This is a genomic window from Pseudoalteromonas sp. KG3 (assembly GCF_030436385.1).
Taxonomy (GTDB): domain Bacteria; phylum Pseudomonadota; class Gammaproteobacteria; order Enterobacterales; family Alteromonadaceae; genus Pseudoalteromonas; species Pseudoalteromonas prydzensis.
In genome coordinates this window covers 2,364,601-2,391,141 of the sequence record NZ_CP098523.1, presented here as the reverse complement: position 1 = coordinate 2,391,141, position 26,541 = coordinate 2,364,601, and the positions used below count along the sequence as shown (strand labels likewise).

The 26,541-nt window shown below is 41.6% G+C and carries 29 protein-coding genes; 20 read left to right on the top strand and 9 right to left on the bottom strand.

Features of this window, described 5'->3' with window-relative positions; all coding sequences use genetic code 11:
* Window positions 1-35: 35 nt before the first annotated feature.
* Entirely contained in the window at window positions 36-1,463 is a 1,428-nt protein-coding gene (gene sthA, locus NDQ71_RS11330; protein WP_301561651.1) for a Si-specific NAD(P)(+) transhydrogenase, read from the bottom strand.
* A 13-nt stretch (window positions 1,464-1,476) separates the two neighbouring features.
* On the bottom strand, window positions 1,477-2,610 hold the full coding sequence (locus tag NDQ71_RS11325) for a fatty acid desaturase (protein WP_301561650.1): 1,134 nt from the start codon (window positions 2,608-2,610) through the stop codon (window positions 1,477-1,479).
* A 127-nt stretch (window positions 2,611-2,737) separates the two neighbouring features.
* On the opposite strand from NDQ71_RS11325, the gene fabR reads away from it, so the two are divergent.
* The 7 genes from fabR to NDQ71_RS11290 all read left to right on the top strand — a co-directional run bounded on the left by fabR (window position 2,738) and on the right by NDQ71_RS11290 (window position 10,242).
* On the top strand, window positions 2,738-3,355 hold the full coding sequence (gene fabR / locus NDQ71_RS11320; protein WP_064667700.1) for an HTH-type transcriptional repressor FabR: 618 nt from the start codon (window positions 2,738-2,740) through the stop codon (window positions 3,353-3,355).
* Between the two features lie 383 nt (window positions 3,356-3,738).
* Entirely contained in the window at window positions 3,739-5,292 is a 1,554-nt protein-coding gene (leuA, locus tag NDQ71_RS11315; protein ID WP_301561649.1) for a 2-isopropylmalate synthase, read from the top strand.
* Window positions 5,289-6,365, top strand: a complete 1,077-nt coding sequence (leuB, locus tag NDQ71_RS11310) for a 3-isopropylmalate dehydrogenase (protein ID WP_192540594.1) — start codon at window positions 5,289-5,291, stop codon at window positions 6,363-6,365. The genes leuA and leuB overlap by 4 nt, the downstream gene beginning before the upstream one ends.
* 74 nt (window positions 6,366-6,439) lie before the next feature.
* Window positions 6,440-7,840, top strand: a complete 1,401-nt coding sequence (gene leuC, locus NDQ71_RS11305; RefSeq protein WP_301561648.1) for a 3-isopropylmalate dehydratase large subunit — start codon at window positions 6,440-6,442, stop codon at window positions 7,838-7,840.
* Complete coding sequence (leuD, locus tag NDQ71_RS11300) at window positions 7,840-8,439, top strand: 3-isopropylmalate dehydratase small subunit (RefSeq protein ID WP_283709855.1); 600 nt, start codon at window positions 7,840-7,842, stop codon at window positions 8,437-8,439. The genes leuC and leuD overlap by 1 nt, the downstream gene beginning before the upstream one ends.
* Before the next feature lie 118 nt (window positions 8,440-8,557).
* A complete protein-coding gene (locus tag NDQ71_RS11295; RefSeq protein WP_283709856.1) occupies window positions 8,558-9,523 on the top strand; it encodes a hypothetical protein in 966 nt (321 codons plus the stop codon).
* Between the two features lie 125 nt (window positions 9,524-9,648).
* Window positions 9,649-10,242, top strand: a complete 594-nt coding sequence (locus NDQ71_RS11290; RefSeq protein WP_301561647.1) for a hypothetical protein — start codon at window positions 9,649-9,651, stop codon at window positions 10,240-10,242.
* A gap of 11 nt (window positions 10,243-10,253) precedes the next feature.
* Here NDQ71_RS11290 and NDQ71_RS11285 read toward each other — a convergent pair whose 3' ends face one another.
* Complete coding sequence (locus NDQ71_RS11285; RefSeq protein ID WP_227008867.1) at window positions 10,254-10,613, bottom strand: hypothetical protein; 360 nt, start codon at window positions 10,611-10,613, stop codon at window positions 10,254-10,256.
* Between the two features lie 107 nt (window positions 10,614-10,720).
* Here NDQ71_RS11285 and NDQ71_RS11280 point away from each other — a divergent pair, with 107 nt between their 5' ends.
* On the top strand, window positions 10,721-11,167 hold the full coding sequence (locus tag NDQ71_RS11280; protein WP_192540600.1) for a TerB family tellurite resistance protein: 447 nt from the start codon (window positions 10,721-10,723) through the stop codon (window positions 11,165-11,167).
* A 5-nt stretch (window positions 11,168-11,172) separates the two neighbouring features.
* On the opposite strand, the gene NDQ71_RS11275 is transcribed toward NDQ71_RS11280, so the two are convergent.
* Window positions 11,173-11,742, bottom strand: coding sequence for an NADPH-dependent FMN reductase (locus tag NDQ71_RS11275; protein ID WP_301561646.1), 570 nt, complete (start codon window positions 11,740-11,742; stop codon window positions 11,173-11,175).
* A 118-nt stretch (window positions 11,743-11,860) separates the two neighbouring features.
* Here NDQ71_RS11275 and NDQ71_RS11270 point away from each other — a divergent pair, with 118 nt between their 5' ends.
* Both NDQ71_RS11270 and NDQ71_RS11265 read left to right on the top strand, forming a co-directional pair.
* Window positions 11,861-12,757, top strand: a complete 897-nt coding sequence (locus tag NDQ71_RS11270; RefSeq protein WP_301561645.1) for a LysR family transcriptional regulator — start codon at window positions 11,861-11,863, stop codon at window positions 12,755-12,757.
* Window positions 12,757-12,987 (top strand): hypothetical protein, encoded by a 231-nt coding sequence (locus NDQ71_RS11265; protein WP_076922631.1) that lies wholly within the window; start codon window positions 12,757-12,759, stop codon window positions 12,985-12,987. The genes NDQ71_RS11270 and NDQ71_RS11265 overlap by 1 nt, the downstream gene beginning before the upstream one ends.
* A 5-nt stretch (window positions 12,988-12,992) precedes the next feature.
* Here the strand turns inward: NDQ71_RS11265 and norR are convergent, their stop codons facing one another.
* The gene (norR, locus tag NDQ71_RS11260) at window positions 12,993-14,579 is read right to left on the bottom strand and encodes a nitric oxide reductase transcriptional regulator NorR (RefSeq protein WP_089368866.1); all 1,587 of its coding nucleotides are present in this window, start codon (window positions 14,577-14,579) and stop codon (window positions 12,993-12,995) included.
* A gap of 159 nt (window positions 14,580-14,738) precedes the next feature.
* Between norR and NDQ71_RS11255 the strand changes: the two genes are divergently transcribed.
* From NDQ71_RS11255 to hmpA, 3 genes are read left to right on the top strand one after another with little or no spacing between them, the layout of a single operon-like run.
* Window positions 14,739-15,008 carry a hypothetical protein gene (locus NDQ71_RS11255; protein ID WP_011329510.1) on the top strand — a complete coding sequence of 90 codons (270 nt, stop codon included), beginning with the start codon at window positions 14,739-14,741 and terminating at the stop codon, window positions 15,006-15,008.
* Window positions 15,008-16,240, top strand: a complete 1,233-nt coding sequence (locus NDQ71_RS11250; RefSeq protein ID WP_086997149.1) for an NnrS family protein — start codon at window positions 15,008-15,010, stop codon at window positions 16,238-16,240. Before NDQ71_RS11255 ends, NDQ71_RS11250 begins: the two co-directional genes overlap by 1 nt.
* A gap of 50 nt (window positions 16,241-16,290) precedes the next feature.
* On the top strand, window positions 16,291-17,472 hold the full coding sequence (hmpA, locus tag NDQ71_RS11245; protein WP_301561644.1) for an NO-inducible flavohemoprotein: 1,182 nt from the start codon (window positions 16,291-16,293) through the stop codon (window positions 17,470-17,472).
* Window positions 17,473-17,538: 66 nt separating this feature from the next.
* Here hmpA and NDQ71_RS11240 read toward each other — a convergent pair whose 3' ends face one another.
* Both NDQ71_RS11240 and NDQ71_RS11235 read right to left on the bottom strand, forming a co-directional pair.
* Window positions 17,539-18,192, bottom strand: coding sequence for an endonuclease (locus NDQ71_RS11240; protein WP_192540608.1), 654 nt, complete (start codon window positions 18,190-18,192; stop codon window positions 17,539-17,541).
* Window positions 18,193-18,327: 135 nt separating this feature from the next.
* Window positions 18,328-19,029 carry a hypothetical protein gene (locus NDQ71_RS11235; protein ID WP_301561643.1) on the bottom strand — a complete coding sequence of 234 codons (702 nt, stop codon included), beginning with the start codon at window positions 19,027-19,029 and terminating at the stop codon, window positions 18,328-18,330.
* A gap of 163 nt (window positions 19,030-19,192) precedes the next feature.
* Here NDQ71_RS11235 and NDQ71_RS11230 point away from each other — a divergent pair, with 163 nt between their 5' ends.
* Complete coding sequence (locus tag NDQ71_RS11230) at window positions 19,193-19,573, top strand: hypothetical protein (RefSeq protein ID WP_301561642.1); 381 nt, start codon at window positions 19,193-19,195, stop codon at window positions 19,571-19,573.
* Here the strand turns inward: NDQ71_RS11230 and NDQ71_RS11225 are convergent.
* The gene (locus NDQ71_RS11225; RefSeq protein WP_064667718.1) at window positions 19,570-20,013 is read right to left on the bottom strand and encodes a PaaI family thioesterase; all 444 of its coding nucleotides are present in this window, start codon (window positions 20,011-20,013) and stop codon (window positions 19,570-19,572) included. The two genes, NDQ71_RS11230 and NDQ71_RS11225, sit on opposite strands and share 4 nt — an antisense overlap.
* Before the next feature lie 120 nt (window positions 20,014-20,133).
* Between NDQ71_RS11225 and NDQ71_RS11220 the strand changes: the two genes are divergently transcribed.
* Complete coding sequence (locus NDQ71_RS11220) at window positions 20,134-20,928, top strand: hypothetical protein (RefSeq protein ID WP_064667719.1); 795 nt, start codon at window positions 20,134-20,136, stop codon at window positions 20,926-20,928.
* 50 nt (window positions 20,929-20,978) lie between these two features.
* Here NDQ71_RS11220 and NDQ71_RS11215 read toward each other — a convergent pair whose 3' ends face one another.
* Window positions 20,979-21,380, bottom strand: a complete 402-nt coding sequence (locus NDQ71_RS11215) for a PPC domain-containing protein (protein ID WP_301561641.1) — start codon at window positions 21,378-21,380, stop codon at window positions 20,979-20,981.
* Between the two features lie 133 nt (window positions 21,381-21,513).
* Between NDQ71_RS11215 and NDQ71_RS11210 the strand changes: the two genes are divergently transcribed.
* The 5 genes from NDQ71_RS11210 (at window position 21,514) to lexA (ending at window position 26,409) form a co-directional block, all read left to right on the top strand.
* Entirely contained in the window at window positions 21,514-23,049 is a 1,536-nt protein-coding gene (locus tag NDQ71_RS11210) for a transposase (RefSeq protein WP_301561640.1), read from the top strand.
* Between the two features lie 369 nt (window positions 23,050-23,418).
* Window positions 23,419-24,555 carry an ISAs1 family transposase gene (locus NDQ71_RS11205; RefSeq protein WP_024602346.1) on the top strand — a complete coding sequence of 379 codons (1,137 nt, stop codon included), beginning with the start codon at window positions 23,419-23,421 and terminating at the stop codon, window positions 24,553-24,555.
* A gap of 36 nt (window positions 24,556-24,591) precedes the next feature.
* A complete protein-coding gene (locus tag NDQ71_RS11200) occupies window positions 24,592-25,179 on the top strand; it encodes a PDZ domain-containing protein (RefSeq protein WP_301561639.1) in 588 nt (195 codons plus the stop codon).
* A 178-nt stretch (window positions 25,180-25,357) separates the two neighbouring features.
* Window positions 25,358-25,597, top strand: coding sequence for a transposase (locus NDQ71_RS11195; RefSeq protein WP_301561638.1), 240 nt, complete (start codon window positions 25,358-25,360; stop codon window positions 25,595-25,597).
* A 194-nt stretch (window positions 25,598-25,791) separates the two neighbouring features.
* Window positions 25,792-26,409, top strand: coding sequence for a transcriptional repressor LexA (lexA, locus tag NDQ71_RS11190; protein ID WP_064667721.1), 618 nt, complete (start codon window positions 25,792-25,794; stop codon window positions 26,407-26,409).
* The last annotated feature ends 132 nt before the right edge of the window (window positions 26,410-26,541 follow it).

Sequence of the window (26,541 nt, the reverse complement as noted above, 5' to 3'; positions counted from 1 at the left end):
CATTAAGCGGGCTTTTTGTTAGTCGTTATCAATGGTTATTTAAACAAGCGATTCAAACCATTTAACGCCGCAACACGGTAGGCCTCAGCCATGGTTGGGTAGTTAAAAGTGGTATTTACAAAGTAATCAATATTATTGCCGCCATTTTTTTGTTCCATAATGGCTTGGCCAATGTGCACGATTTCCGAGGCACGCTCGCCAAAACAATGCACACCCAGTACTTCTTTGGTTTCAGTGTGGAATAATATTTTTAAACTACCTACTTCGGTACCGGCAATCTGTGCTCGCGCTAAGTGTTTAAACTGCGCACGACCCACTTCATAGGGGATTTTAGCAGCAGTAAGCTGTTGCTCGGTTTTACCCACAGAGCTCATTTCAGGAATGGTATAAATACCTGCCGGAATATCAATAATGAGTTTTTCATCGCAGTTGCCACAGGCAATCGCATCGGCTGCAATGCGGCCTTGATCAAACGCCGCACTGGCAAGGCTAGGGTAGCCAATGACATCACCGACTGCATAAATGTTATCGACCTCAGTTTGGTAAGTTTCATTAACTTTTAACTGCCCGCGGCCATCGGCTTTTAAATCAACCGCTGCAAGGTTAAGTCCGTCAGTGTTGCCGGTGCGACCATTGGCAAATAAAATACAGTCAGCTTTAACGCGTTTGCCTGATTTTAAATGCATAACAACGCAATCATCACGGGTTTCAATGCGGTCAAACTCTTCGTTATGACGAATTACAATGCCGCTATTCCAAAAGTGATAGCTTAACGCATCTGAGATTTCAGCATCCATAAAAGCGAGTAAGCGGTCGCGAGTATTTACTAAATCTACCTTTGCGCCTAAACCCTTAAAGATCGAAGCGTATTCACAGCCAATTACCCCAGCGCCATAAATTAAAACGCGATGAGGGTCATGCTCTAGCCCTAAAATAGTATCGCTGTCGTAAATACGTGAATGGGTAAAGTCGACTTCAGGTGGACGATAAGGGCGAGAACCTGTAGCAATAACAATGGTTTTAGCAGTTAGTCGTTCGGTTGAACCATCAAGACGTTTAATTTCAATCGTGTGCTTATCAACAAAGCTGGCATCACCTTGAAACATATGAATGCGGTTACGGTCGTAAAAGCTACTGCGTAAATTTGATTGCTTAGAAATAACCGAGCTGGCGTGGTGCAAAATATCAGGAAACGTTAACCGACTAGGGCGCTCACCGACATTAAACAATGGGTTTGCTTTGTATTCTATGTAGCGGCTAACAGAGTGACGTAGTGCTTTTGAAGGGATAGTACCCCAATGTACGCAACCACCACCAACGGCAGCTTGGCGTTCGATAACGGCCACTTTTTTGTTGCTTTTAGACAGGTTCATGGCGGTACCTTCACCGCCAGGACCTGTGCCTATAATAATTGCATCATACTGAAATGATGGTTGTTCTTGCTTTACTTGTTGTTTGGCCACAGCCACTCCTACATTAGCTAAAAGAGGCTTTTAATAACCTCGCATTGAGTGCAAGCCACGCCTGTTTTTGGTTTTCCCAGGCCGCTTCCAACTCATGATATTGTGTCATTAAAGCTGATTTTTCGCATTGTTGCAGCATGTTATTCTTTTTAACTTCTAATACCTGCTTTTTTAGTGCGCAATAGTGCTGTAGCTTTTTCAGCAATAAATCGTACTCTTGCTGCAATAATGTAAGCTTATCTTGCGCTAAAGGCAATTTAGCTAAACGGTTTTGCGTTCTATTCATTAACGTTTCGGCTTTAGCTTTTTCGATGCGTTCAACCGGCGTACGTTTTAATTTTTTAGCAAGACCAACAGCCGCAAAAGCGCGGATCATCCATTTTGTTGGATCATAATGAAACCATTTTATGCCATTGCGATAGTCACTGGCAAAAATATGGTGAAAGTTATGGTAACCCTCGCCATAAGTAAATAAGGCTAAAAAGCCGTTATCACGGGCGGTATTTTTTTCAGTATAAGGACGAGATCCCCAGATATGTGCCACAGAATTGATAAAGAAGGTGAAATGCTGACTCAATACCAAGCGCAATAATCCGGCTAATAAAAGCATACCCAATACATCACCAATCATTAAGCCAAGTACAAGTGGAATGCCAATATTAGTCGCTAGCACTAATTTCATATAATGGCGGTGTTGCCACATCACTATTTTATTGCGTTGTAAATCACGACAATTACTGTAATCACCATAGCTGTCGCCTTGGTAATCACGAAGCATCCAGCCGATGTGGCTATACCAAAAGCCATTAGTTGCAGCATAAGGGTCTTTTACAGGGTCATCAACTTGGCCATGATGAACGCGATGGTCACTACTCCAGTGCAGAGCACTATTTTGCAGTGCAAAAGCACCACCTAAAGCAAAAAAAGCTTCAACAAAAGGGTGGGCGTCGTAAGTTTTATGGGCCCACAAGCGATGGTAGCCAGCGGTAATCGACATACCGGCATAAAACATACAAGCAACGAAGGCAATCCAATGCGCGCTAGTAAACCCGTAGGTAATTCCATACCAAGGTACTAAGATGGCGGCTGCCAAAAAGGTAATGCTAAAAAATAGGACGTTGGTCCAAATAATCGGTGGTTTTTTCATCTGTTCAAATCTGAGCGTACACTTGTAAGCTAAAATAATATTTCATTCTCCTGCCGTCAAGTATTAGACTGGGGAATTAAGATAAAAATCACCATAAATTGATTTAAATTAAATCAAGGAGTAGTTCATGTCGGGTGTTCGCGCGCAACAGAAACAAAAAACACGACAAGCTTTAATTGAGGCGGCATTTAACCAATTGAGCGCCGATCATAGTTTTTCTAATTTAAGTTTACGTGAAGTTGCCCGTGAAGCAGGTATAGCACCAACCTCATTTTACCGCCACTTTAAAGACATGAATGAACTAGGTTTAACTATGGTAGATGAAGCCGGTTTAACGCTGCGCCAGCTAATGCGCCAAGCACGTCGCCGTATAGCTAGTGGTGGCAGTATTATTACCACCTCAGTGGTAACATTTATGGAGTTTATCGATAATTCTAGTAACCAATTTAGGCTACTACTACGGGAACGTTCCGGCACTTCTAAAGCGTTTAGAGCCGCTGTAGCCCGTGAAATTAAACACTTTATTTTAGAGCTTGCCCACTACCTTGAAAGCGAAACTCCCTGTGATGCCACTCATGCGTATATTCAAGCAGAGGCTATGGTCACGCTAGTATTTAATGCCGGTGCTGAAGCCCTTGATATTGAAGGCCAACAACGAGAAGAGTTAGTCGAGCGCTTAATTTGGCAATTACGCTACATTACTCGTGGCGCTAGCAATTATGTACGAGATGGGAATAAAGAGTAAAAAATAACAAAGAGTTAATCTAGGCGAAGGCTGTAAGCTGATTAGTTTAATAGACTTTTATTTTTGGTTTTTTGTGTTTTTTTATGCTTTAAATTTAATTTTTTGGATTGTTATTTCTTTTTATATGGTGTTAAATTCCTTTTCTTGGAAATATTATGCTTGCTTGTATTGTTTTGAAGTGTTAAAAATAGGCCTCACTGAACACACACATTTAGTAAAGACGATGCAAAATACTCATTTAATTACATTAAAACTAAACCTCTTACTGCTAGTGCACGTGAGCGGGGATTAGTGTATTTGCATTAAGTAAACACAAAAAACCCCGCATATTGCGGGGTTTTTTTTATCTCGCATCCAGGGCAGCAGAGAATTAAGGGTAGATTATGCAAGAACAAGATAAAGTATGGATTTTCGACACCACCTTACGTGATGGTGAGCAAGCGCTTAAAGCGAGCCTAACTGAAGAAGATAAAATCCAGCTGGCGCATACTATTAGTCGCCTAAATGTGGATGTGATGGAAGTTGGTTTTCCGGTTTCGAGCCCTGCTGATTTTCGTTCAGTACAACGTATTGCCACAGAAGTGAAAGGCCCAATTATTTGTGGTTTAGCGCGTGCTGTTGCTAAAGATATTGAAGCCTGTGGCGAAGCACTTCGCAGCGCACAGCAAAGTCGAATTCATACTTTTATTGCTACTAGCCCGTTGCATTTAGAACACAAACTGCGCATGAGCTTAGATGACGCCACAGCAATGGCGGTTAAATCAATCAAACTTGCCCGTAATTATACTGATGATGTGGAATTTTCATGCGAAGACGCAGGCCGTACACCGCATTGGGATTTATGCAAAATTGTTGAGCAGGCGATTAACGCCGGTGCATCAACGATTAACTTACCGGATACCGTTGGTTTTGTAACACCAGACGAATACGCTGCAATGATCCGCCATTTAATGAATAACGTGCCAAACATTGATAAAGCACGGTTAAGTGTACATTGCCATAACGATTTAGGTTTAGCCGTTGCCAATTCAATTGCTGCGGTACAAGCCGGTGCAAGGCAGATAGAATGTACGATTAATGGGATTGGTGAGCGTGCGGGTAACTGCTCGCTTGAAGAAGTGGCGATGATCATGAAGATGCGCCAAGACCACTTAAAAGTGTATACCGATATTCGCAGTGAAGAAATCTATCGCGCCTCACGCCAAGTAGCAAAAATTTGTAATATGCCTGTGCAGCCGAATAAAGCCATTGTTGGTGAGAACGCCTTTGCTCACAGTTCGGGTATTCACCAAGATGGCGTATTAAAAGCGCAAAACACCTATGAGATTATGTCGCCAGAAAGTGTTGGTGTGCCAAACAATCAATTAAACATGACTTCACGTTCAGGACGCCATGTTATTGAGCACCGCCTTGAAGAATTAGGCTATCAAAAGTCTGATTATGATATGGACAGCCTATATGAAAGCTTCTTAACCCTTGCCGACCAAAAAGGTACTGTGTACGACTACGATCTTGAAGCGATGATTTATTTTAATCAAATCAGTGATAAAGACGAAAAGTACCAATTAGAGTTTGTTAACTCAACGTCTAACTCGCAGTCAGTGGCAAGCTCTACAATTGGTATGACGATTAATGGTGAGTCTAAACAAGAAGCGGCTACCGGTAATGGCCCTGTAGAGGCATCATTCTTAGCGATTGAGCGTTTAACGGGTATGGCTGTTGAGATGATTGAATTTAATTTAGAGGCGACCGGTGAAGGTGCCAGTTCACTTGGCCAAGTCAATATTATAGCGAAATACGATGGCCGCCCTTATCACGGTGCAGGTATCGCGGCGGATGTGGTTGAGGCGTCAGTACGCGCCATGATCCGTGTTTATAACTTAATTTATCGCGCACAAAAAGTGTCAGATTTAAAACAACAAAGGAAAGCAGGATGAGTCAATCAAATTATAGCGTTGCAGTATTAGCAGGCGACGGTATCGGCCCAGAAGTAATGGCAGCAGCAGAGCAAGTATTGGATGCTGTAAGCAGTAAATTTGGTTTTACTTTGACTCGCCACCCACATGCGATTGGTGGTGCTGCTATCGATGAATTTGGTAAAGCATTACCTGATACTACCTTAGCGGCATGTGAAAGCGCCGATGCAATTCTGTTTGGCTCTGTGGGTGGCCCTAAGTGGGAAAACTTACCGCCAAACGAACAACCAGAGCGTGCATCACTTTTACCACTGCGCAAACACTTTGGTTTGTTTTGTAACTTACGCCCAGCGCAACTATTACCAGCACTGAGCGCTGCATCGCCACTGCGTGCTGATATCAGCGCACAAGGTTTTGATATTTTATGTGTGCGTGAATTAACCGGCGGCATTTACTTTGGTGACAAAGGCCGCAGTGGTGAAGGGGCTGATGAAGCCGCTTTCGACACGCAAACCTATTCACGTAAAGAAATTGAACGTATTGCGCGTTTTGCTTTTGAAGCAGCAAAATTACGTAATAACCATGTTACCTCGGTTGATAAAGCTAACGTATTGGCATCAAGCGTATTATGGCGCGAAGTGGTTACAGAGGTAAGCAAAGACTACCCAGAAGTGAGCCTAGATTATATTTACGTTGATAACGCTGCAATGCAACTAGTAAAACAACCAAGTCAGTTTGACGTGCTACTGTGCGATAACCTATTTGGTGATATTTTGTCAGATGAATGCGCCATGATCACAGGTTCTATGGGCTTATTACCATCAGCTAGCTTAAATCAATCAGGCTTTGGCTTGTACGAACCTGCTGGTGGCTCTGCGCCAGATATCGCGGGTAAAGGGATTGCTAATCCTATTGCGCAAATTTTAAGTGCTGCGTTAATGCTACGTTATTCACTAGGTCAAGATGAAGCCGCACGTAGCATTGAAAAAGCCGTTGCTGAAGCGGTCGAAGCAGGTGTTGGTACACCAGATATTTACCCAAATGCGGGTTATACCACCCAAGATGTTGCTGCTGCGATTGTCGAGAGAATATAAAACAGCAGAATTTAAACAATTATTCACTCGCTGCACCGTCACGCGGCGAGCCAAACAAATTAGGGGATCCGCAAGTGGCCCAAACCTTATACGATAAAATTTGGCAAGCACATGTCGTTGCCAGTATTAATGAGCAAACCGACTTACTTTATATTGACCGTCATTTAGTACACGAAGTGACATCGCCGCAAGCGTTTGCTGGCTTGCGAGAGAAAAACCGTACAGTACGTTGTCCTGAAAAAACCATCGCAACCATGGATCATAATGTATCGACCAAAAGCCGCTCATTAGATGCCGCAAGCGAAGTATCAAAAAATCAATTAATGGCGCTTGATGCCAACTGTAAAGAATTTGGCATTACGCTTTATGATTTAAACTCAATTAACCAAGGCATAGTACATGTAATGGGGCCTGAGCAAGGGATCACTTTACCTGGTACTACCATTGTTTGTGGCGATAGCCATACATCAACCCACGGTGCATTTGGTGCACTTGCTCACGGTATTGGTACGTCAGAGGTTGAGCACGTACTAGCAACGCAAACGCTACAACAGAAAAAAGCCAAGTCATTAAAAATTCAAATTAATGGTGTATTACGACCAACTGTGACGGCCAAAGATTTGATCATGGCGGTGATTGGTAAACTAGGTACCGCCGGTGGAACTGGTTATGTAGCTGAGTTTTGTGGTGAAGGCATTGAAGCACTGTCAATGGAAGCGCGTATGACATTGTGTAACATGAGTATTGAAATGGGCGCAAAAGCAGGTTTAATCGCACCGGATCAAATTACTTATGATTACTTAAAAGGTCGCCCGTTTGCACCGAAAGGCACAGATTTTGATGCCGCAGTTGCCTACTGGGAAACGCTAAAAACTGACGAAGGCGCACAGTTTGATCTAGTTGTTGAGCTAGAAGCGAGCAGCATTCAGCCGCAAATTACTTGGGGCACCAGCCCTGAGCAAGTTATTGGTGTTGATGAGTGTATTCCTGATCCAGATAAAGAGCCTGATTTAATTAAAGCTGATGCGATCCGCAGTGCACTTAAATATATGGGCTTAAACGCTGGTGATAAGTTATCGTCAGCGATGGTAGATACGGTATTTATTGGTTCATGCACCAACAGCCGTATTGAAGATTTACGCGCCGCCGCACAAATTGTTGAAGGTAAAAAAGTCGCGCCGGGTGTTGAAGCGTTAATCGTACCTGGCTCTGGTTTGGTGAAAAAACAGGCTGAAGATGAAGGCCTAGCTGATATTTTTAAAGCGGCTGGCTTTGAGTGGCGTGAGCCGGGTTGTTCAATGTGCTTAGCAATGAATGACGACCGGTTAGGTGCAGGCAAGCGCTGTGCATCCACCTCAAACCGTAATTTTGAAGGTCGCCAAGGCCGAGGTGGTCGTACACATTTAGTAAGCCCTGCAATGGCCGCTGCGGCAGCAATTCATGGTCGCTTTGTTGATATTAGAGGAGAAGCCTAATGAGCATTTTTTTTAGTGGCTTAATGGCCCCACTTGATAAAAACAACGTTGATACCGATCAAATCATTCCAAAGCAGTTCTTAACCTCAACCAGCCGTGATGGCTTTGATGCAGCATTGTTTTATGACTGGCGCTATTTAGATAATGGCGAGCCAAACCCTGAATTTATTTTAAACCGTGCGTGTTATCAAGGCGCGCAAATATTACTAACCCGCGATAACTTTGGTTGTGGCTCATCACGCGAGCACGCACCATGGGCACTTAAGCAATATGGCTTTGAAGTAATTTTAGCGGAAAGCTTTGCAGATATTTTCTTTAATAACTGTGGCAATAACCAAATGTTAGCGATTGCACTACCAGCGCAAACATTGGAAGATTTGTTTGTACTAAGCGAGCAACATGATGATATTCATATCGACATCGATCTTGAAAATCAGGTGCTTACCAGTAACAAGTTTGCCCCAATCAGTTTTGATATCCGTAAAGACGTAAAAGAGCGTTTATTAAGCGGCTTAGACTTTATCGGTGTAACCGAAACGCTGAATCCACAAATTGATGCGTTTGAAGCAAAGCTTAACGCTGAGCGTCCTTGGCAGTAGTGATTTAAAAGTTATTAAACAATGAAACGCGGCCAAGGCCGCGTTTTTTATTGCCGCGGTTAAAAATAGTTGTTAACTTCGGAACGTTATCGGCAATTAAATATTATAAGAACTATTTATGCGAACGCTTTCTCCAAAATACATAGGCATTATTTTAGGTGTGCTTTATGGAATATCTATGCGGTTATTCCTAGAGTTCAGTGATAAGTTTAACTTTGGTAGTTTAGTCACTATTTCTTTTATGTTTTTAGTCCCTGTTGCGATTGGCTATATTCGAGTTTATTTTGAATGCACATCAGAGACATTGTTAACCTATAAGCAAATGGCCGTTAAGGCCTGGCAGCCTATTTTTGTGTTTTTATTGGTAAGTATAATCACTCTTTTAGAGGGAAGTATCTGCGTCGCCATGGCGCTACCTGCATTTATGTTATTTGCAAGTATTGGTGGTTTATTGGCCGGTTTTGTACATAGAACCTTGGTACAAAAAAGTAAAAAAGCAGCAATGTCGATAGTGCTGCTACCCTTGATGTTATCACCTCTTGAGGTCAATTTTTTAAAGTTATCGCAAACATATGAAGTTAAAAACTCAATTGTTATCAATGCGCCAATAGATGTTGTTTGGCGGCAATTGGCGAGTGTGAGTTACATTGCAGACGAAGAGTTCCCAATGTCATTTTCACAATTAATTGGTATTCCTCGGCCTTTGCAGGCGGATATGGATTCACAGGGGGTAGGAGCCGTGAGAACCAGTAAATGGCAAAGTGGTGTTGTCTTTAAAGAGGTTATAACTGATTGGCAGCCAAGAAAACAAATGCTCTACCAGTTTGATATAGATCCTGATTTGATTCCGGACAACGCACTAGACAAACATGTAAAGCTAGGAGGGGAATATTTTTCACCTCTCTATGGAGGGTATTATTTAACACCAACAGCTAATGGACAAACTATGTTAACTTTAAAAACAACGGTTGAAGATAATACCAACTTTACTATTTACTCTCGCTTATGGGGGGAGTTTATTTTTCAAGATTTTCATAACTCATTATTAAAAATGATAAAAAACAGAGCAGAAAAAGTTGTTTGAGTTATTTGTTTTGGGTGGCTAACTTTCATCTCGCTAACTTATAACTAAATTACCATTCACCGCGATTACTTCCTTTGTATTTATTAACAGGCTAAGCTGTAACTTTATACTTTTAGGAACATGCTATGAAATTATTAACTGCGGCGACCTTATTACTGGCGTCTACGGCGGCGTTTGCACGCCCTGCACCTTTAGTATCTATTCCAAGCCATGATGGCTTTTTTGATAATATTGCCGCCCATTGTGGTAAAGCATATGAAGGAACTGTAACAGTTGATAATGCTGCTGGTCCTAGTTCGTTTGCGGGTAAAAAATTAGTCATGCATGTTCGTAAATGCACAGATAGTGAACTGCAAGTGCCGTTTCATGTTGGTGATGATGCGTCACGTACATGGATCATCACCAAAACAGGCAGTGGCTTGAGCTTAAAACACGATCATCGTCATAAAGATGGCACTGATGATATATCTACTATGTATGGCGGCCATACAATTGATGCGGGTTTTGAGAGTGTGCAGTCTTTCCCTGCAGATCAATATTCAAAAGAGTTGTTTGTCAGCCAAGGTATTCCACAGTCGATTGGTAATACGTGGCAAATGTATATCTACCCAGAAAAATTCACTTACCGTTTAATTCGCCAAGGCCGCGAGTTTCGCGTTGATTTTGATTTAGCTAAATCAATTACACCGCCAGCAGCACCTTGGGGCTATAAAGACTAAAAAAGCAAAGGCTAGTCTTTTGTCGGTTCAGTCTCACATTGTAGTAATACTGTTAAAGGTGGCTGATATTTACGAGGCTTGGTTGGGAAACGATCATACTCTTGTACACCATCAGTCACTTTTAGCATAAACGGATTTCCGCGACATAAACGATCAGCATGGCGCAGTAAAAACACGCTTTGGTTTTTAAAATGCTGATAGTCGTCAGACTGAATTTCTAGATGATAGTTATTATCGTCAATTTTAGTTTGGTAATAATGTACTTTTTCATCGAAATCATAGAGTTTTTCGGTCTCGCCTTTTTCAGCTAATGCAACATTACAACCTACAAGCAACGCGAGTATGGTGGTAATTGTTAGGCTATTTAGCATTTTTCCTTTCATAAACCTTGAACTCCATTATTGTATTGCACCCTTGATTTAACTACAGTGGTGCCTCAGTTATGATTTAAGTCTAACACCCAAAAAGGGAAAATGTGATGTTCAAACAAATTAAACAGCTTTTTTCGTCATTTAGTGAACAGCCATCAATGATGCAAGAGCATGATCTGAAAACGGCGATAGCGGCACTATTGATTGAGGTGATGCGTGCTGATAGTGAGCAGCAAGCAGATGAACTCCAAACGTTAGCATTAACTTTAAAAAAATATTTTAATTTAAGCGATGAAGACGTTGCACAATTAACAGAGCAGGCCGGCGAAAGTTTAGATGAAGCGATTGATTATTTTCAGTTCTCTAAACAAATCAATGCTCAATGTAGTGCCGAGCAGCGCATTGAAATAATTGAATTGCTGTGGCGTTTAGCCTATGCAGATGGTGAACTTGATCCGCAAGAAGAATATGTCATTCGTCGGGTTGCTAGTTTATTGTATGTAACTCATGAAGACTTTATCGCCGCCAAATTGGCAGCGACAAAACTTTCATAAGCGGTTTATTTATTTAATTTGCTGGCTACGCTGACTAGTTGTTGGGCAAGACCTGCAACACGTTCCGCTGTCACAGGATCGCTAATGCGGCCATTTTCATCTAGCACGGTATGAATCGCGGGTACCGCTAATTGGTCGGCAAGTACTAGGCTACCAATACCTGATAAAATATCGCGAACGTGATTCAAGCCGCGTAGGCCGCCTAATCCACCAGGTGATGAGGCATATAACGCTGTTACCTTGTTACGAAATGCAGGAACAGCACCTTGCTCTGTGCGTGATGCCCAATCAATGGCATTTTTAAGTACCGCGGTGATTGAACCGTTGTATTCAGGGCTTGCCAGTAAAATACCATCAGCAGCGCGAAGTTTGTCTTTTAGCAACTGTGCACCAACGGGTGTGCCTTGCGCTTCAATGTCTTCGTCAAACATGGGTAAGTTTAAATCAGCCAGTTTGATCACTTCTACTTCCGCACCGCTTTCTAATGCAAAGCGGGCTGCTTCATTGATCAATTTTTGGTTAAAGCTGTCTTTACGTAAGCTGCCTGCTAAGGCAATAATTTTTGGTGTTGTCATGAGCTGCTCCTGATAATGAGTTTGTATAATGTGACTTTAACAAATAATCACTTGCAGAAAACCCGAATAAACGCAACACTTATGTGCGTATATGCACATAAGTTTAAGGTGGCACAGTATGGCGGTTAAGTTTGAAGATTGGCAAGATGTTAAAGTGGCTTTTGAGGTTGCACGTTTAGGTACCTTAACTGCGGCGGCAGAGGCGCTTAATGTGCACCATAGTACAGTGCTTAGGCGAATTAATAATCTTGAAAAAAACTTAAACACACGTTTGTTTCATCGCCATGCTCGTGGCTATAAAGCAACAGAAACAGGCGCTAAGCTGTTTAGTACCGCACAAGTGATCGACAGCTCTCTTGAGCAGTTACATAATGATATTGCTGCGGCTGATAGCACACTGCGCGGCAGTTTACTGTTAACCACGGTTAGTGGCTTTATGGATGTGCTTGGCGATGTGTGCGAGCAATTTCAGGCGCTACATCCACAAGTGCAGCTTGAGATGATTTTAGAGCAAAAGCGTTTACGGCTCGATCACGGTCAGGCGCACATTGCCGTACGGGCAGGGCCAAGGCCCGATGAAGGCGACTATATTGCACAGCATTTGGCTCAGCTTCACTCGGGTTTATATGCTAATCAGCGATATATTAATAAATATGGTATGCCTAAATCGCTGAGTGATTTACAGCAACATAACTTTATTTCTGGCGTGGCGGGCTTTAATGCGCGGGTGCCGTATTTTGAATGGGTAGATCAGCATATTGCAGCGCCGCAAATAAAACTGCGTGTGTCAGAAACCTCAGAAGCTACGCGTGCTGTAATTAAAGGCTTAGGAATTGGTGGGTTACAGCACAATGTTGCGGCTCAATACGCTAATTTAGTACCCATTTTATCTAATGAATTAATCTGGTGTACTGATATATGGCTAGTAACGCATCATTTGGTGCATCGTACCGCAAAGGTACAGGCGTTTAGCCAATTGTTAAAAACCTATTTTCAAACCAATAAAGCAAGCTAATGTGGCATTATAAAAACTTAGGTGATGCTATGTTTGCAGATGCAGAGCTGGCTAAAATAAAACAGCTAGCAATGGCTACCAACGCACCACTTTACGTTAAATATTACGCAAAAAGTGGACTGCATTGTGAAGTGTTGCTGTATTTTTCGCCGCACTATCAATCGCTTGCTGCTCTGCTGGGGGCTACTTGCTGTAAAGCCCCTAACTTAGATGAACTGACGGTTTTATAGCTATTTTATAGCGACTTTTTGACTGAAATACCTAAGCGTTTAGCCAAGCGAACTAAGTTTGCACGGTCTACTTTTAAGGTGCGTGCTGCACTTGCCCAGTTATAATTATGTTGCTCAAGCTGCTGACTAATTAAATGATGGGTAAAGGTATCGGTTGCTTGCTTAAGTGATAAATTTTGCTCTGCTATGTTAGTGCTACTGCCAGTGGTGGTGTTTGTGGTACTAGCAGGTAATGATAACTGTGTTGTATTACTCGCACTAAGGTTTAGCTCACAGTGCTCGGGCTTTATGGTGATAATGGCTTGTTGCCATTGGCTTTGTTTGGCCTTTAGTGCTGCGCGGCTAATTACATGCTCTAGCTCCCGTACGTTACCCGGCCACTGATATTGGGTTAACAATAATTGTGCATCGACACTTAACTTAAGTTGTTTTATTGCTAATTTTCGTGCGGTTTGCTCAACAAAAAAACCAGCTAATAAAACCACATCGTTTTCACGCTGGCGTAACGGCGCTACCGTTAGCGGGTAGACACTTAATCTATGGTATAAATCGGCTCTAAAGCGTCCTTCGGCTACTTCTTTTTTTAAATTACGATTAGTAGCAGCAATAACCCGCACATCAACATATTTCACTTCGTCTTCGCCTACTGTTTGTATTTCGCCACTTTGTAATACCCGTAGCAATTTACTTTGTAGTACCAGTGGTAGCTCGCCTATTTCGTCTAAAAATAAAGTACCACCGTGCGCTAGCTGAAACTTACCTTGGCGCGCATGATCCGCCCCAGTAAAAGCGCCTTTAGCATGGCCAAAAAACTCACTTTCGGCGAGATTTTCAGCAAGCGAAGCACAGTTTAAATGAATAAGTGGCTGCTCACTGCGTTTCGAGTGTAAATGAATATTACGTGCAACCAGCTCTTTGCCTACGCCGGTTTCGCCTAAAATTAACACACTAAAATTAGAGGCGGCGACAAGTTTTATATCATTTTTAAGTGCTTGTATTGCTGAGCTTTGACCAATAATTTCGCCGCCATCACGGGTGAGTGCTTCGCGGTTAAGCTCTTGCACTAAGGCGCTAGAATGCTGTGCATGTAATTTGTAATGAGCCAGCTGTAATGCCGTTTTAAAATGTGCGCTGCATAGCGTTTGTAAGGTGCTAAGCGTTTGCGCACTAATAGCGTTAAAGGCATTGGCATTTAGGCTGTCAAACGTAATCACACCTAATAACTGTTGTTGATAAAATAGGGGTAAACCTAAGCAAGCATGTACCGGAATGTCGCCAGTTTTTGCTAGTAGTAAGCCGTCGTACGGATCGGGCAATGGACAGTCATGGGCAAATTGCAGTGGTTGCTGAGTATTACAAATAGCTTCTAAGCGCGGATGCTCACTAAGCTTAAAACGCCGCCCCAGGCTATCTGGCATTAAGCCTTTAATTGCAAGTGGCTTGAGCTGCTCACCTTGTAGCTCAAGCAGTGCGCTGGCATCACTGGCAATCACTGTTTCAAGGACAGTAAGTAATTGCTCAAAACAGTTTTTATCTAATGTGCTTTGAGCCAGCTTTACCGCTACGGCAGTGAAGTTAATTGCGCTGCTCATGTCAAAATGACTCTTATGTGTTTTTTGGTTTGATTTATGGTAGGTCATAAAGACATGAAAAGCAAAGGTGGATAAGTTAGTTCATTGAAATATATATGTTTATTTTATTGGCACGATAAGTGTAATAGGTAGTTAAGTGCATTAGTTGTTGAGGCCGTTATGAACACCTTGGTTATACATAATCCAAGCTACAAAATTGAGACAGCTTGTTTACTGAAAAAACTACTGCTAGTGGCAAACTCATTATTAGCAGCTAGTTGTGCATTACTAATAACCAGTATTTTAATTAGCTACCCTTTTGCCGATTACTTTTCTATACCGGTGCAAATTTCGGCACATATTAGCACTATTGTTATTGCTGCTATTTTAAAAATTAGCTATGTGCTGCGTTGTATCGCACTGCATGGCATGGGGAAGGAAGTTCGTTAATGCGACCTATTAATTTATCTCAGCCGGTACCGGCTAATATTCGCTTTTACCAAATAACGCAGTGGCCAGTATGGATGCTGCCATTTAGACCCTATTTTTTAGCCGCAGGCTTGTTGGCTTTTAGTTCAATAGGCTACTGGTTATTAATTTTAACGGGTAGTGCAACTTGGCAGTTAACAATCCCCGCTACATTATGGCATGCCCACGAAATGTTATTTGGTTTTGCAGGTGTTGTTGCAGTGGGTTTTTTACTTACCGCCGCGCAAACTTGGACTGGAGTACCTAGCATTAGTGGCAAAAAGTTAATGCTATTAACGCTGTTATGGCTTGGGGCGCGAGGCGCATTTTTTGTGTCTTTGCCTGCTTTTGCACAATTTAATTTATATGCGGTGTTAGTGTTACAGCTTGCATGGTGGCTAGGTGTTATTGCAGCATTAGCTAATATGTTATTAACCGCTAAAAGCAAAAATAACTATCAATTTTTAGTGCTATTAGCGGCGCTGTGTACGTTAAATATTGTTTACTTGGCCCTGCTGATTGAACAAAACATGCAGTTTGCGCTCGCCATTGTTGATACAGCAGTATTACTGATGACCTTATTAATTGGCATAGTAGCAGGGCGTGTATTGCCATTTTTTACCAGTAAAGGCCTTGGTTTAACAGCACAGGTACGTACAGCTAACGTTGACTCAGTATTACTGTATATGAGCGTTTTTAGTATTGCGGTGTTTTTTCTTAGTCAGTTATTTTTTAATCAGCTAAACCCAGGCTGGGCACTTGCTGTTGTTGCTGTGCTGCATTTAATTCGTAGTTTTTATTGGTGGGATAAAAACGTACTTAAAGTTCCTTTGTTATGGTCTTTGCATTTTTCGTACTTGGCACTAGGTGTAGGTTTAATGCTGGTAGCCGTGAGTTTTTACAGCAGTGTTATTTTATTTAAAGATGCACTACACCTCATTACCATAAGTACCATAGGGATGATGATTTTAGCCATGATGACACGCGTATCTCATGGGCATACCGGGCGCTCTTTGACTATTCCACATTATATGGCGGTTGCTTTTGCTTTAGTGTTAGTGGCTGGGATTACTCGTTCTTTACTGCCTTTTGTTATTGGGCCACACCTAGCTTGGCAGCTAAGTGCTGGGCTGTGGCTAATTGCCTTTTTATTATTTTTAATTCACTGCACACCTATTTTAACACAGCGTCGTGTTGATGGGCGTCGTGGTTAACCTATACCTATTTTATTAATTGGGTATTATTCACGCGTAGGAAAACCTAGATGTTATCTGATAAAACTATTGAAATTGTTAAAAGTACTGTTCCTTTATTAGCAGAGGCAGGTACGGTCGTAACCGATCATTTTTACAAGCGCATGTTTAGTCATAATCCTGAGTTGCAGGATATTTTTAATATGACTAATCAGCGCAGTGGCCGTCAGCAATTTGCATTGTTTAATGCATTGGCCGCTTATGCACAAAATATTGATAATTTAGCCGTATTAAAAGAAGCGCTGGCGCGTATTAACCATAAACATGCCAGCATGCATATTTTACCTGAGCATTATCCGATTGTGGGTGGTCATTTAATAGGTACTTTAAAAGAGCTGCTTCCTGAACAATTTACAGCTGAAGTTGAATACGCATGGCGTGAGGCATACGCACTACTTGCTGATATTTGTATCACCGAAGAGGCGGCTCTATATGAGCACAGTAAAAATAACCACGGTGGTTGGGCGGGGACTCGTGAGTTTGTGATTGCTAACAAACACAGTGAGTCAGAGTTAGTAACCAGTTTTACTTTAGCTCCAGTTGATGGCAAAGCCGTAATAGCGCATAAACCTGGCCAGTATTTAGGCATTAAAGTGAGACCCGATGATGCGCAATACAGTGAAATTCGTCAGTATTCAATTTCTCAACAAAGCAATGGTGAGAACTACCGCATTAGCGTGAAAAAAGAGTTATTGCCAGCTGCAGGGATTGTATCTAATTACTTGCATTCACTTGATGAGGGCCGTGTTGTGGAGCTTTACCCGCCAGCAGGAGACTTCTTTTTGCGCGCAAATAATAAACCTGCTGTATTAATTTCTGCGGGCGTTGGCCAAACACCTATGCTGGCAATGCTACAAACATTATTAAGCGATACATCGAATCAAGCGGTCACTTATTTACATGCGTGTGAAAATACCCAGCAACATTCATTTAGTCAGTTTTTGGCGGAGCAAGCCGCAGCTCATACTCGGTTAAATCATTATACTTGGTTGAATCAAGGTGGTGAGGGCGATGACTTTACTGGTTTGATGGATGTTAACGTTGTTGCAGAGCAATTACCGCTCACACAAGGTGATTTTTATATTTGTGGCCCAACTGGTTTTATGGCTGCCATTAAACAGCAACTACTCGGCCTTGGCGTGGATACCGCACGTATTCATTATGAGGTGTTTGGTCCACACCAAGATATTTAATAACAAAATTAAATACAGATTTTAAGTAACAGGCGCGCAATGCGCCTTTTTATACTTTTTGGCTATTTAAAGTACAGTATTACTGCCTTTCGCCGCTAACGCTTGATTTTGCCATGCGGTGAATAGCTTTTGCTGTTTATCAGATATTTTTAAACCATAGGTTTTTTGCATATAAAAGTAGGCATCAGCGATACGTTTTCGGGCATGAAATGGCGGTTCTACTAGGCGTTGCTTAAAATCGACTTTCACTTGGCAGCGGCCATATTGGTTCGCATCACCTGTAATCATACCAAACCGATAGTTAGATCTATCGGCGTTTATCTCACCTATTGCTGGCGCCAAATTATTAATATCGGCTTCCATTTTACGAAACTGCTCACTGGTTTTAACGCAGTTTTTACGGCCGCCATTTTGCCAACACTGCAGCTGGTGGCCAAATTCCCAAGCTGGAACTATGTGTTCCCATTCAATCCGAACGGCACGAGCATTGGGCTTGCCTGAGCGGGTTACGGCGTTACGTGGTACATAACCGCACGCATTTGGATCGGGTATTAGCTTTTTACCTTGGCGTTTAATATTACAGCCACAATAGAGGCTGGTGGCGTTATCAGGAAGGGTTTTGATGAGGTGTTTTTTGGCGCTTGAGAAACTCGTAAATTGCTCTGCGTAAAGGTTAAAACTCAGGCAAAAAAAAGCGAGCGCAAGAAGAAAATGCGGCATATCCAATCACTTTAGTGAACTACAGGAAGCGCTATTTTAGAGTGATTATTCAAACGGGTAAATCAGTTGAATGGAGTATGTTGAGAGAAATGCAATGATACAACAGGCAAGGCACTTATAATGCCTTGCTACAATTTAAAGCTTACGGCGGCGTAGGCGTACATTTTGTAGTAAAAGTAGCATACCAGTGATGCAAAACAGTACGCTAGTCGCTGAAAAACTGATCAGTAAAGGATTGTTAAAGTCTTCACGCTCATCGTAATCCATAATATGTAACATCCAGAAAAAGTCGAATATACGCCATATTGTGCTGCGAACGGTAATAACTTGGCCATTAAGTGTAGATAAATATAAAGTTGTGCTCCACAGATCATCAAATTGCACTTGCCATAAATTTGCTTTGTAGCCCACTTCTCTGGGGCCAACGTCAAGTTGCGTGATGTGTTTTACAGTTGCATCAATTAGCAGGTGGGCTTTGGCATTCGCAATGATGTTTTGTTGTGTTGGCGCAGCTAATAGCTGACCTGTGCGGCCATTAAAACTCGATTCTCCTTGTGCGGACGTTACTACAATAGTCGGGGTTGTTAAAAAATGACGATAGCTTATTTGCTGCGGTTCATTTATTTGCGCAACAATGCTATCGAGTGAAGCTGAGTAGTCTTGCTGTTTAAATGGGTTATCTAATTGACTTGCTGCCAAATGCTTTCCGTGTACTTTTTCAAGTGGTATTGCGCTCATCACTAAGCCGCCAAGCAACCATGCGAAAATTTGTAGTGCTAGTAGGTAACCTAGCCACTTGTGGAGTTTACGCGCATGTTTGAAAATGCGTTTATTCATTACTACGACCTGTTTATTATTATTAGTGCGCTATTGTATAAGTTATATCGAGGTTGCCAATGTGGCAAATTGTCGCAGATAATAAAATCCACAGTTGATTTGGTATAAATGTAAAATTAGGTTAAAGTTTGCGTTGTTATTAACGCAGGGTAAAAATGAAACAATGTCGGAAATTCAATTTTTAAATGTAGATCTAGAACTGGAATCAAAGCAAGATATTAGTCTGCTAGTTGCGGACTTAAAAAAGAGTGCTGTAGTTTTGCATTATGATAAAGATGAGTACCGTCAACTTGCACGTATTGAGTCTAAAGAAGACGTTACCTCGCCAGATAAAGCCATTAACTATTTATGCGAATTGATTGAGTCTTGCTCGCGCAATGCATTAAAACAGTGGTTATCATGCTCAAGACGTACCTTTGATATTGGCTTTGAATCAGGCACTTCGCCAAAATGCTTTAATCAAGCGCTCAGTGCCGATACGTTATTGCGTATTTCAGCAATTGGTGCGGGCATTGAAATTACAATTTATCCACTCGAAAGTTAACCTTTACGCTCGACAACAGCTGCGGTCATTCTCGATACGCAGCATAGCTCTGCGCGACTATTAGTAATTTTTACTTCCCAGACTGACGTCCGTTTGCCTATATGCAGTGGTTTTGCGATTGCCGTTAAGGTGCCGTTGCGTGACGCTTTTAAATGGTTCGCGTTGATCTCTTGGCCAACACAATAAAACTTCGTAAAATCAACTACAAAGTTTGCTGCATAGCTGGCTACGGTTTCGGCAAGCACCACGTTTGCACCGCCATGTACCATGCCCATAGGATTATGGTGAGCTGGGATTGCAGGCATAGTGGCTGCTAAATAGTCATCGCCAATTTCACTAATTTCAATGCCCATGGTTTTCATTAAAGTGCCTTGGCCATTAATTCCTTCATCAAGTGCTTTGCACTGCGCTAGGGTTATCGGTTGGTACCAAATACTCATTACTTTACCTCATAAAGTTATTTCTTAAATCAGTCTACACTTTTAAACACTTTTCTACAGTTAAGATCATAAAAATAGCTAAAATGTACCTTTATTATGTATTTGTTAATAGGCTTAAGGATGAAGTTAGGCGTATATAGATTGAGTGCAATGCTACTTGCGAGTGTATTTGTTCAGGCTCCAGTGGCAGCTGCTACACAGCATCAACTCGATATTGGTTTTACCGATTTGGGTGGTTTAGATGAATCATTTTTAGGGGCACGTTATCGCTATTTTGCTGAAGATCTTGAGCCTAAAACTGGACCATATGAACTTAGAGCCTATTTAAATCGAGTGAATAACTATGCCGTAGGTGGGTTTTCGAATGGTGATTTTAGCTATTTAAATATTGATGCTGCTGTTTATGGCCCTGAGGGGCTAGTTATGCAAGCCAGCCTGCAAAGAATTTCAGATGATAACAAATATTGGCAAGATACCGATTATTTAGCCAGTGCCGCGCTTGGTAAGCAGATGAATGAACAGCTTCAGCTTGGTTTTAATGCTTATTATAGTCGCGCTGAAAGCGACTATAATAACGGTAAGCAAAGTACTGAGCATGTGTCAGTAGAGTGGACTTATGCGCCGTATGTACGCTGGACTGATATTGATAATAACCAAGGCTGGGATTTAGAGTTAAAACAATTGGCGGGACGTTATCGCTATGTGCAAGGGCGGGCCATTTATTATGTAAATCAAGCTTGGTCAGTAGGGTTTATTGCCAATATCCGTAATACCGATAACCTCAGTGACAACTATGAACTGCAAACTCAATATTGGTTTAATAAACATGCCGCATTAAAGTTTGGGTTAGGCTCAGCGCTTGATTCTGGCAGTGGTTTAAATAGTATGAGTTTGTTATTAACAATGCGTTTATAAGCTAACTAAACTGAAATAGGTAAGCACACTTGTGCTTACCTGACGAGGGTTTACTGGTAACTAGCAGTAAGGCTTACGTTACTAAAAGCAGTATAACCTTTCACCATAATAGAATAGCCACCAGAGCGGTTATCGCTACAACTTTCGTTATTGCCATTTTTATAAGGGCGACAGTCATAGTTGTTGCTTGAGGCTGCACCATTATACTTTACATATAAGTCTAGATCGCCCGTACCACCGGAGGTTGTAATAGTCACTTGCTGAGTACCGCTTGGCGCCGTAAAAGTAAATAGCTGTTCACTATTTTTTGCACCGTTTACAGTAATCGGCTGATTATTTTGTAGCTCATTACCACTTGGCGGTGGGGTGGTAGTTCCTGATCTGAAGTTAGCAATGGTTGGGTTGGTTAAGTTCAATACCCGAGCATTATCATGTTGTGTTGCAGTGCCCATCACCGCGCCGTTGAGGTTGTAGAATTACTCTTTTTAGGAACTGGTTCTACACATTTCACTTGATTGTTTTTTAACCTTGAACCCACAGGGTTACTGTGATCTAATAGATATTATTCACCCACGGTAAATTGTTATGGCCAACTATAAGCCTGACTTATCCTGCCAAAATAAATTCATTCCAATCAATTTTGCTGAGCAAATATTGCCAGGTACATTTGAGTATGCGCTTTGTTATATTGTCGAAAATAAACTCGATTTGTCGGGCTTTGACGCGTGGTATAACAATGATAAAACGGACGCGGCGGCGTATCCACCTTCAGTGATGCTAAAGATTATTTTGCTCGGCTATGCACATGGTTTGATCAGCAGCCGCCGTATTGCTAAGGCGTGTGAGACGAATATTTTGTTCATGAGTGTGTCGGGTGATATTCAACCTCATTACACATCGGTAGCGGGATTCGTGGCCAAAATGCACGAACAGATTGAACCGCTGTTTACGCAAGTACTGATGATATGCGACGAAGAAGGCTTGATAGGTCGCAACATGTTTGCCATTGATGGATGCAAATTGAAATCGAATGCGAGTAAAGAATGGAGCGGCACATTCGATGAGCTAGGGCGTAAAAAAGCAAAACTAGAACGCGCGAGTAAACGTATTATCGAACGTCACCAATCACAAGATAGCCTGAGCGAAGAGTTGATAACACAGGATTTAAAGCAAAAAGAAAAGCTGGATAAAAGTGCAGATAAAATCACGGAGTTCTTAGCGACCCACGAGGAAAAAACGGGCAGCAAAGGCAAGCCCATTAAAAGTAATATTACCGACCCCGATAGCGCGAAAATGACCACGTCAAAAGGCACAATCCAAGGCTACAATGGGATAGCGATAAATGACGATAAACATCAAATTATACTGCAAGCACAGGCATGGGGCTCGGTGGGTGAGCAACAAACCTTGCAGCCAGCAGTTAAGCAATTAAAGCAGCTTGATAAATTGAATATCGACAAATCAACAGACGAACAAACGATTAAGTTCACCGCAGACAGTGGGTTTAATAGCGAAGCGAATCTTGAATACATGGCGAAAAGTGGCTTTGATACTTACATTGCGGATAACCAATTTAGAAAACGAAACCCGTTATTTAAAGACAGCGAAACATACGAAACAGAGCAAGAAAAACGCCGACTAAAACGCAGTAAAGGTAAGCCACGCTTATTTACTTCAGAGGACTTCCATTATGATGAAACGACACAAACCTGCCGCTGTCCCGCAGGCAATGACATGTGGCGAAGTGGTATCAATGTAAAAAGCCACAACCAAAAATACACGCGATTCTGCGGTTACTTAAAAGATTGCAAAGTATGCCCACTGCAACAGCAATGCATGCGACAGCCACCGACAAAAACAGGGCGGCAAGTACAGTTTAAAAATGATGAATCGCGTGAACAGCTCAGCTATATCGACAAAATGAAGGCCAAAATAGACAGCCCAATGGGACGACGACAGTACAGTAAAAGACTCGGCTGTATAGAGCCAGTGTTCGGGAATATTACTGTCAATAAAGGCATGAATAAGTTGACCTTACGTGGACAAACGAAAGTGAATGCGCAATGGCAGTTGTATTGCCTTGTTCATAATCTAGAAAAGCTGAGAAACACGATGCATTAATTAGCGTAAGCCCTTATCACCTCAAATAATCCACTCAAACACCTGTGATACCTTCCAAAACGCCCATTAAAGCAACAGCAAATCCTCTTTTATATTTTACGTAAAATCGAAGTAACCGATTGAATCAAAATAGGAACTCGGCTATGGTTAATGCATCAATAAAAATAAATTAAAAACGAGTTATTCTACAGGCTCGTTAGCAGTCGAAATAATTATATAGTCAACTTAACAAATGGAGAGAAAATTGAGCAAAGCAATCAGAATAGCCGCTGTAACTTGTTTAGCGCACGGCAAGATCATTATAAATTGAACTTATAGAATATGTAGTGATCAGATCAAGGCATAATAATCACCTTGGTCACGTAAAATATGAGCGCTACTTTTCTGAAACACTTTAATTCAATTACCGATCCTCGCATTGAACGCTGTAAAAAGCATGAGCTTATCGATATTCTCCTTTTAGCCATTAGTGCAGTAATCTCCGGTGCACAAGGATGGGAGGATATTGAAGACTTTGGGCATCTAAAACTTGATTGGTTAAAAAGATATGGCGCTTTCAACGCGGGTATTCCAAGACACGACACCATAGCCCGTGTCATTTGTCGGTTAAAATCAGATGAAATAGAGCATGCATTTCAATCTTGGATATCTTCACTTATTGAAACCACGGGTGCTGATATTATTGCTATGGATGGAAAAACTGCACGTCGTTCATTTACAACCAAAGATAGAAAAAGTGCTTTACATACCGTCAGTGCATGGAGCTGCCAACACCAGTTAGTTTTAGGGCAAACAGCCGTTGATAGCAAAACAAATGAAATCACAGCCATACCTGAGTTACTCACCATGCTAGATATTGAAAATAGCATCATTACACTTGATGCTATGGGCTGCCAGCAAGAAATAGCGAAACAAATAATTAAACAAAAAGCTGATTATATCCTAGCGCTCAAAGGTAACCATTCAGGTATGCAGAGTGAATTAGAAGCTTGGTGGCACAAGAGTGAGCGCGAAGGATTGACCAATAGCAACTATGATAAACATACCGAAATAAGCTCAGGGCATGGGCGCATTGAAACAAGGGTTTGTCAGCAATTGCTTATTGATAAAAGCTGGTTAGATAAAATCTACCAATGGTCTGGCTTAAAGAGTGTTATTCAAGTAACCGCTGAGGTTCACGATAAATCATCAGGTACAGACACGATAGAAACGCGTTGGTATATTAGTTCGTTAGCGTTAGGTGCGGAGCAAGCACTTAATGCGGTACGAAGCCACTGGCAGGTTGAAAGTATGCATTGGATGTTGGATATGAACTTTAGGGAAGATGAATCAAGAATCCGTAAGAAGCAAGGACCCCTTGTTTTTAACGTAATGAGAAAAATAGCCATGGCGTTATTTAAACAAGATACAACTAAAACAGCCAGTATGGCGAGAAAAAAGAAAATGGCAGGGCTAGACGATGATTATCGCTCAACCCTGTTAGAATCTGGGATTAAAATGCGCTAGCCGTGTTGTTTAGCGTTCATCATAACTGGATGTGGTATGGCAAGAGGAGTACATGAGTTAAACTCGCAAGCAAAAAACACTCCAAGAACTAATAAAACACCAATGGAAATAGAAGTTTATACTCAAGATAATCCACCACCAAAACCTGTTATTTATATCGCAAATGTAGCAGCTCACGGCAATGGTTATGCAGACAACAATGTCTTGTTAACCACTCTCAAAGAAGAAACCGCAAAAGTGGGTGCTGAATTGGTATTTATCACCAATAAGGAAATATCAAGAGACGAAATTGTTGGCACATATGGTGGCGGTTTTATGATGTCGAACCAGATTAAGCGCCCTCACTTATATGGAGTTGCTGGGGTGTATTCAAAAGTTAGAATCGGGATTACGGCTGGTGATGATGGAATTATCAAATACATAGATGCTGAATCCCCAGCCGACAAAGCAGGATTAAGAGAAGGTATGAGATTGCTGTCGATCAATGGAAAATATTTTAATAGTACAAATTTATTTCAGAAAGAAGTCTCCAACAAACTACCTGGTGATGTTGTGGTAATTGAGTACCTTGATCATGACAACAACAAGACGAAGATTAATGTCGAGTTAGAACCTAGCACTTGAAAATGCTAACAAACAAAGGCAGCTGACGCTTAACAGCGCGCAGCTGCTTTGGACGTTGAGGTTGTAGAATTACTCTTTTTAGGAACTGGTTCTACACATTTCACTTGATTGTTTTTTAACCTTGAACCCACAGGGTTACTGTGATCTAATAGATATTATTCACCCACGGTAAATTGTTATGGCCAACTATAAGCCTGACTTATCCTGCCAAAATAAATTCATTCCAATCAATTTTGCTGAGCAAATATTGCCAGGTACATTTGAGTATGAGCTTTGTTATATTGTCGAAAATAAACTCGATTTGTCGGGCTTTGACGCGTGGTATAACAATGATAAAACGGGCGCGGCGGCGTATCCACCTTCAGTGATGCTAAAGATTATTTTGCTCGGCTATGCACATGGTTTTGTAAAAACTTGACTACAAAAAACGAATTTATGTAATCAACACTAATAGTTAACAGCCGACATTTAATTTTGTAAGTGTTAGCCACAGAGTGATTACAAGAAAAAATGGACTTAATAATTCTGGTTCACTTTTCAGTATTTATATTTGCGATTTTCAGATAACTGTATATACTCACAGTTAAATGTACTGTATGGAAAACCAGTTGTATGCGCCCATTAACGAATCGCCAAGCTCAAATTCTCGAACTTATAAAAGTTTTTATTAAAGATACCGGTATGCCGCCAACCCGTGCTGAGATTGCGCAAACGTTAGGTTTTAAAAGTGCTAATGCAGCGGAAGAACATTTAAAAGCATTAGCTAAAAAAGGCGTAATTAAAATGAAGCCTGGCGCTAGCCGTGGTATCCAATTGGTTGAAGAAGAAGAGCCTGAGCAACTTGGTTTACCGCTAATTGGTCGGGTTGCTGCTGGAGAGCCAATTTTGGCAGAGCAGCATGTTGAGAGCCATTGCCAAGTTGACCCCTTATTATTTAAACCCGCAGCCGACTTTTTATTACGAGTGCAAGGCATGAGTATGAAAGATATTGGCATTATGGATGGTGATTTACTGGCAGTACACAGCACGCAAGTTGCTGAAAATGGCCAAGTGGTTGTTGCCCGTGTTGATGATGATGTAACAGTAAAGCGCCTTGAAAAAGCAGGTAAAAAAGTTTTTTTACATGCTGAAAATGATGAATTTGCACCTATTGAAGTCGATCTTGAGCATGAGTCTTTCAATATTGAAGGGTTGGCGGTTGGGGTGATCCGCAACGCAGACTGGATGTAAACCTATTTTGCACCAAACTGGTGAAGTTTGGTGCTTTGATTTTTTTTACCCCTTTAATGGCTAAATTTCATACTTAGCTATGCCTCTCAAGCCCTCGTAAACTCTACTTTTACGTTACTTTTGCCCTACTGT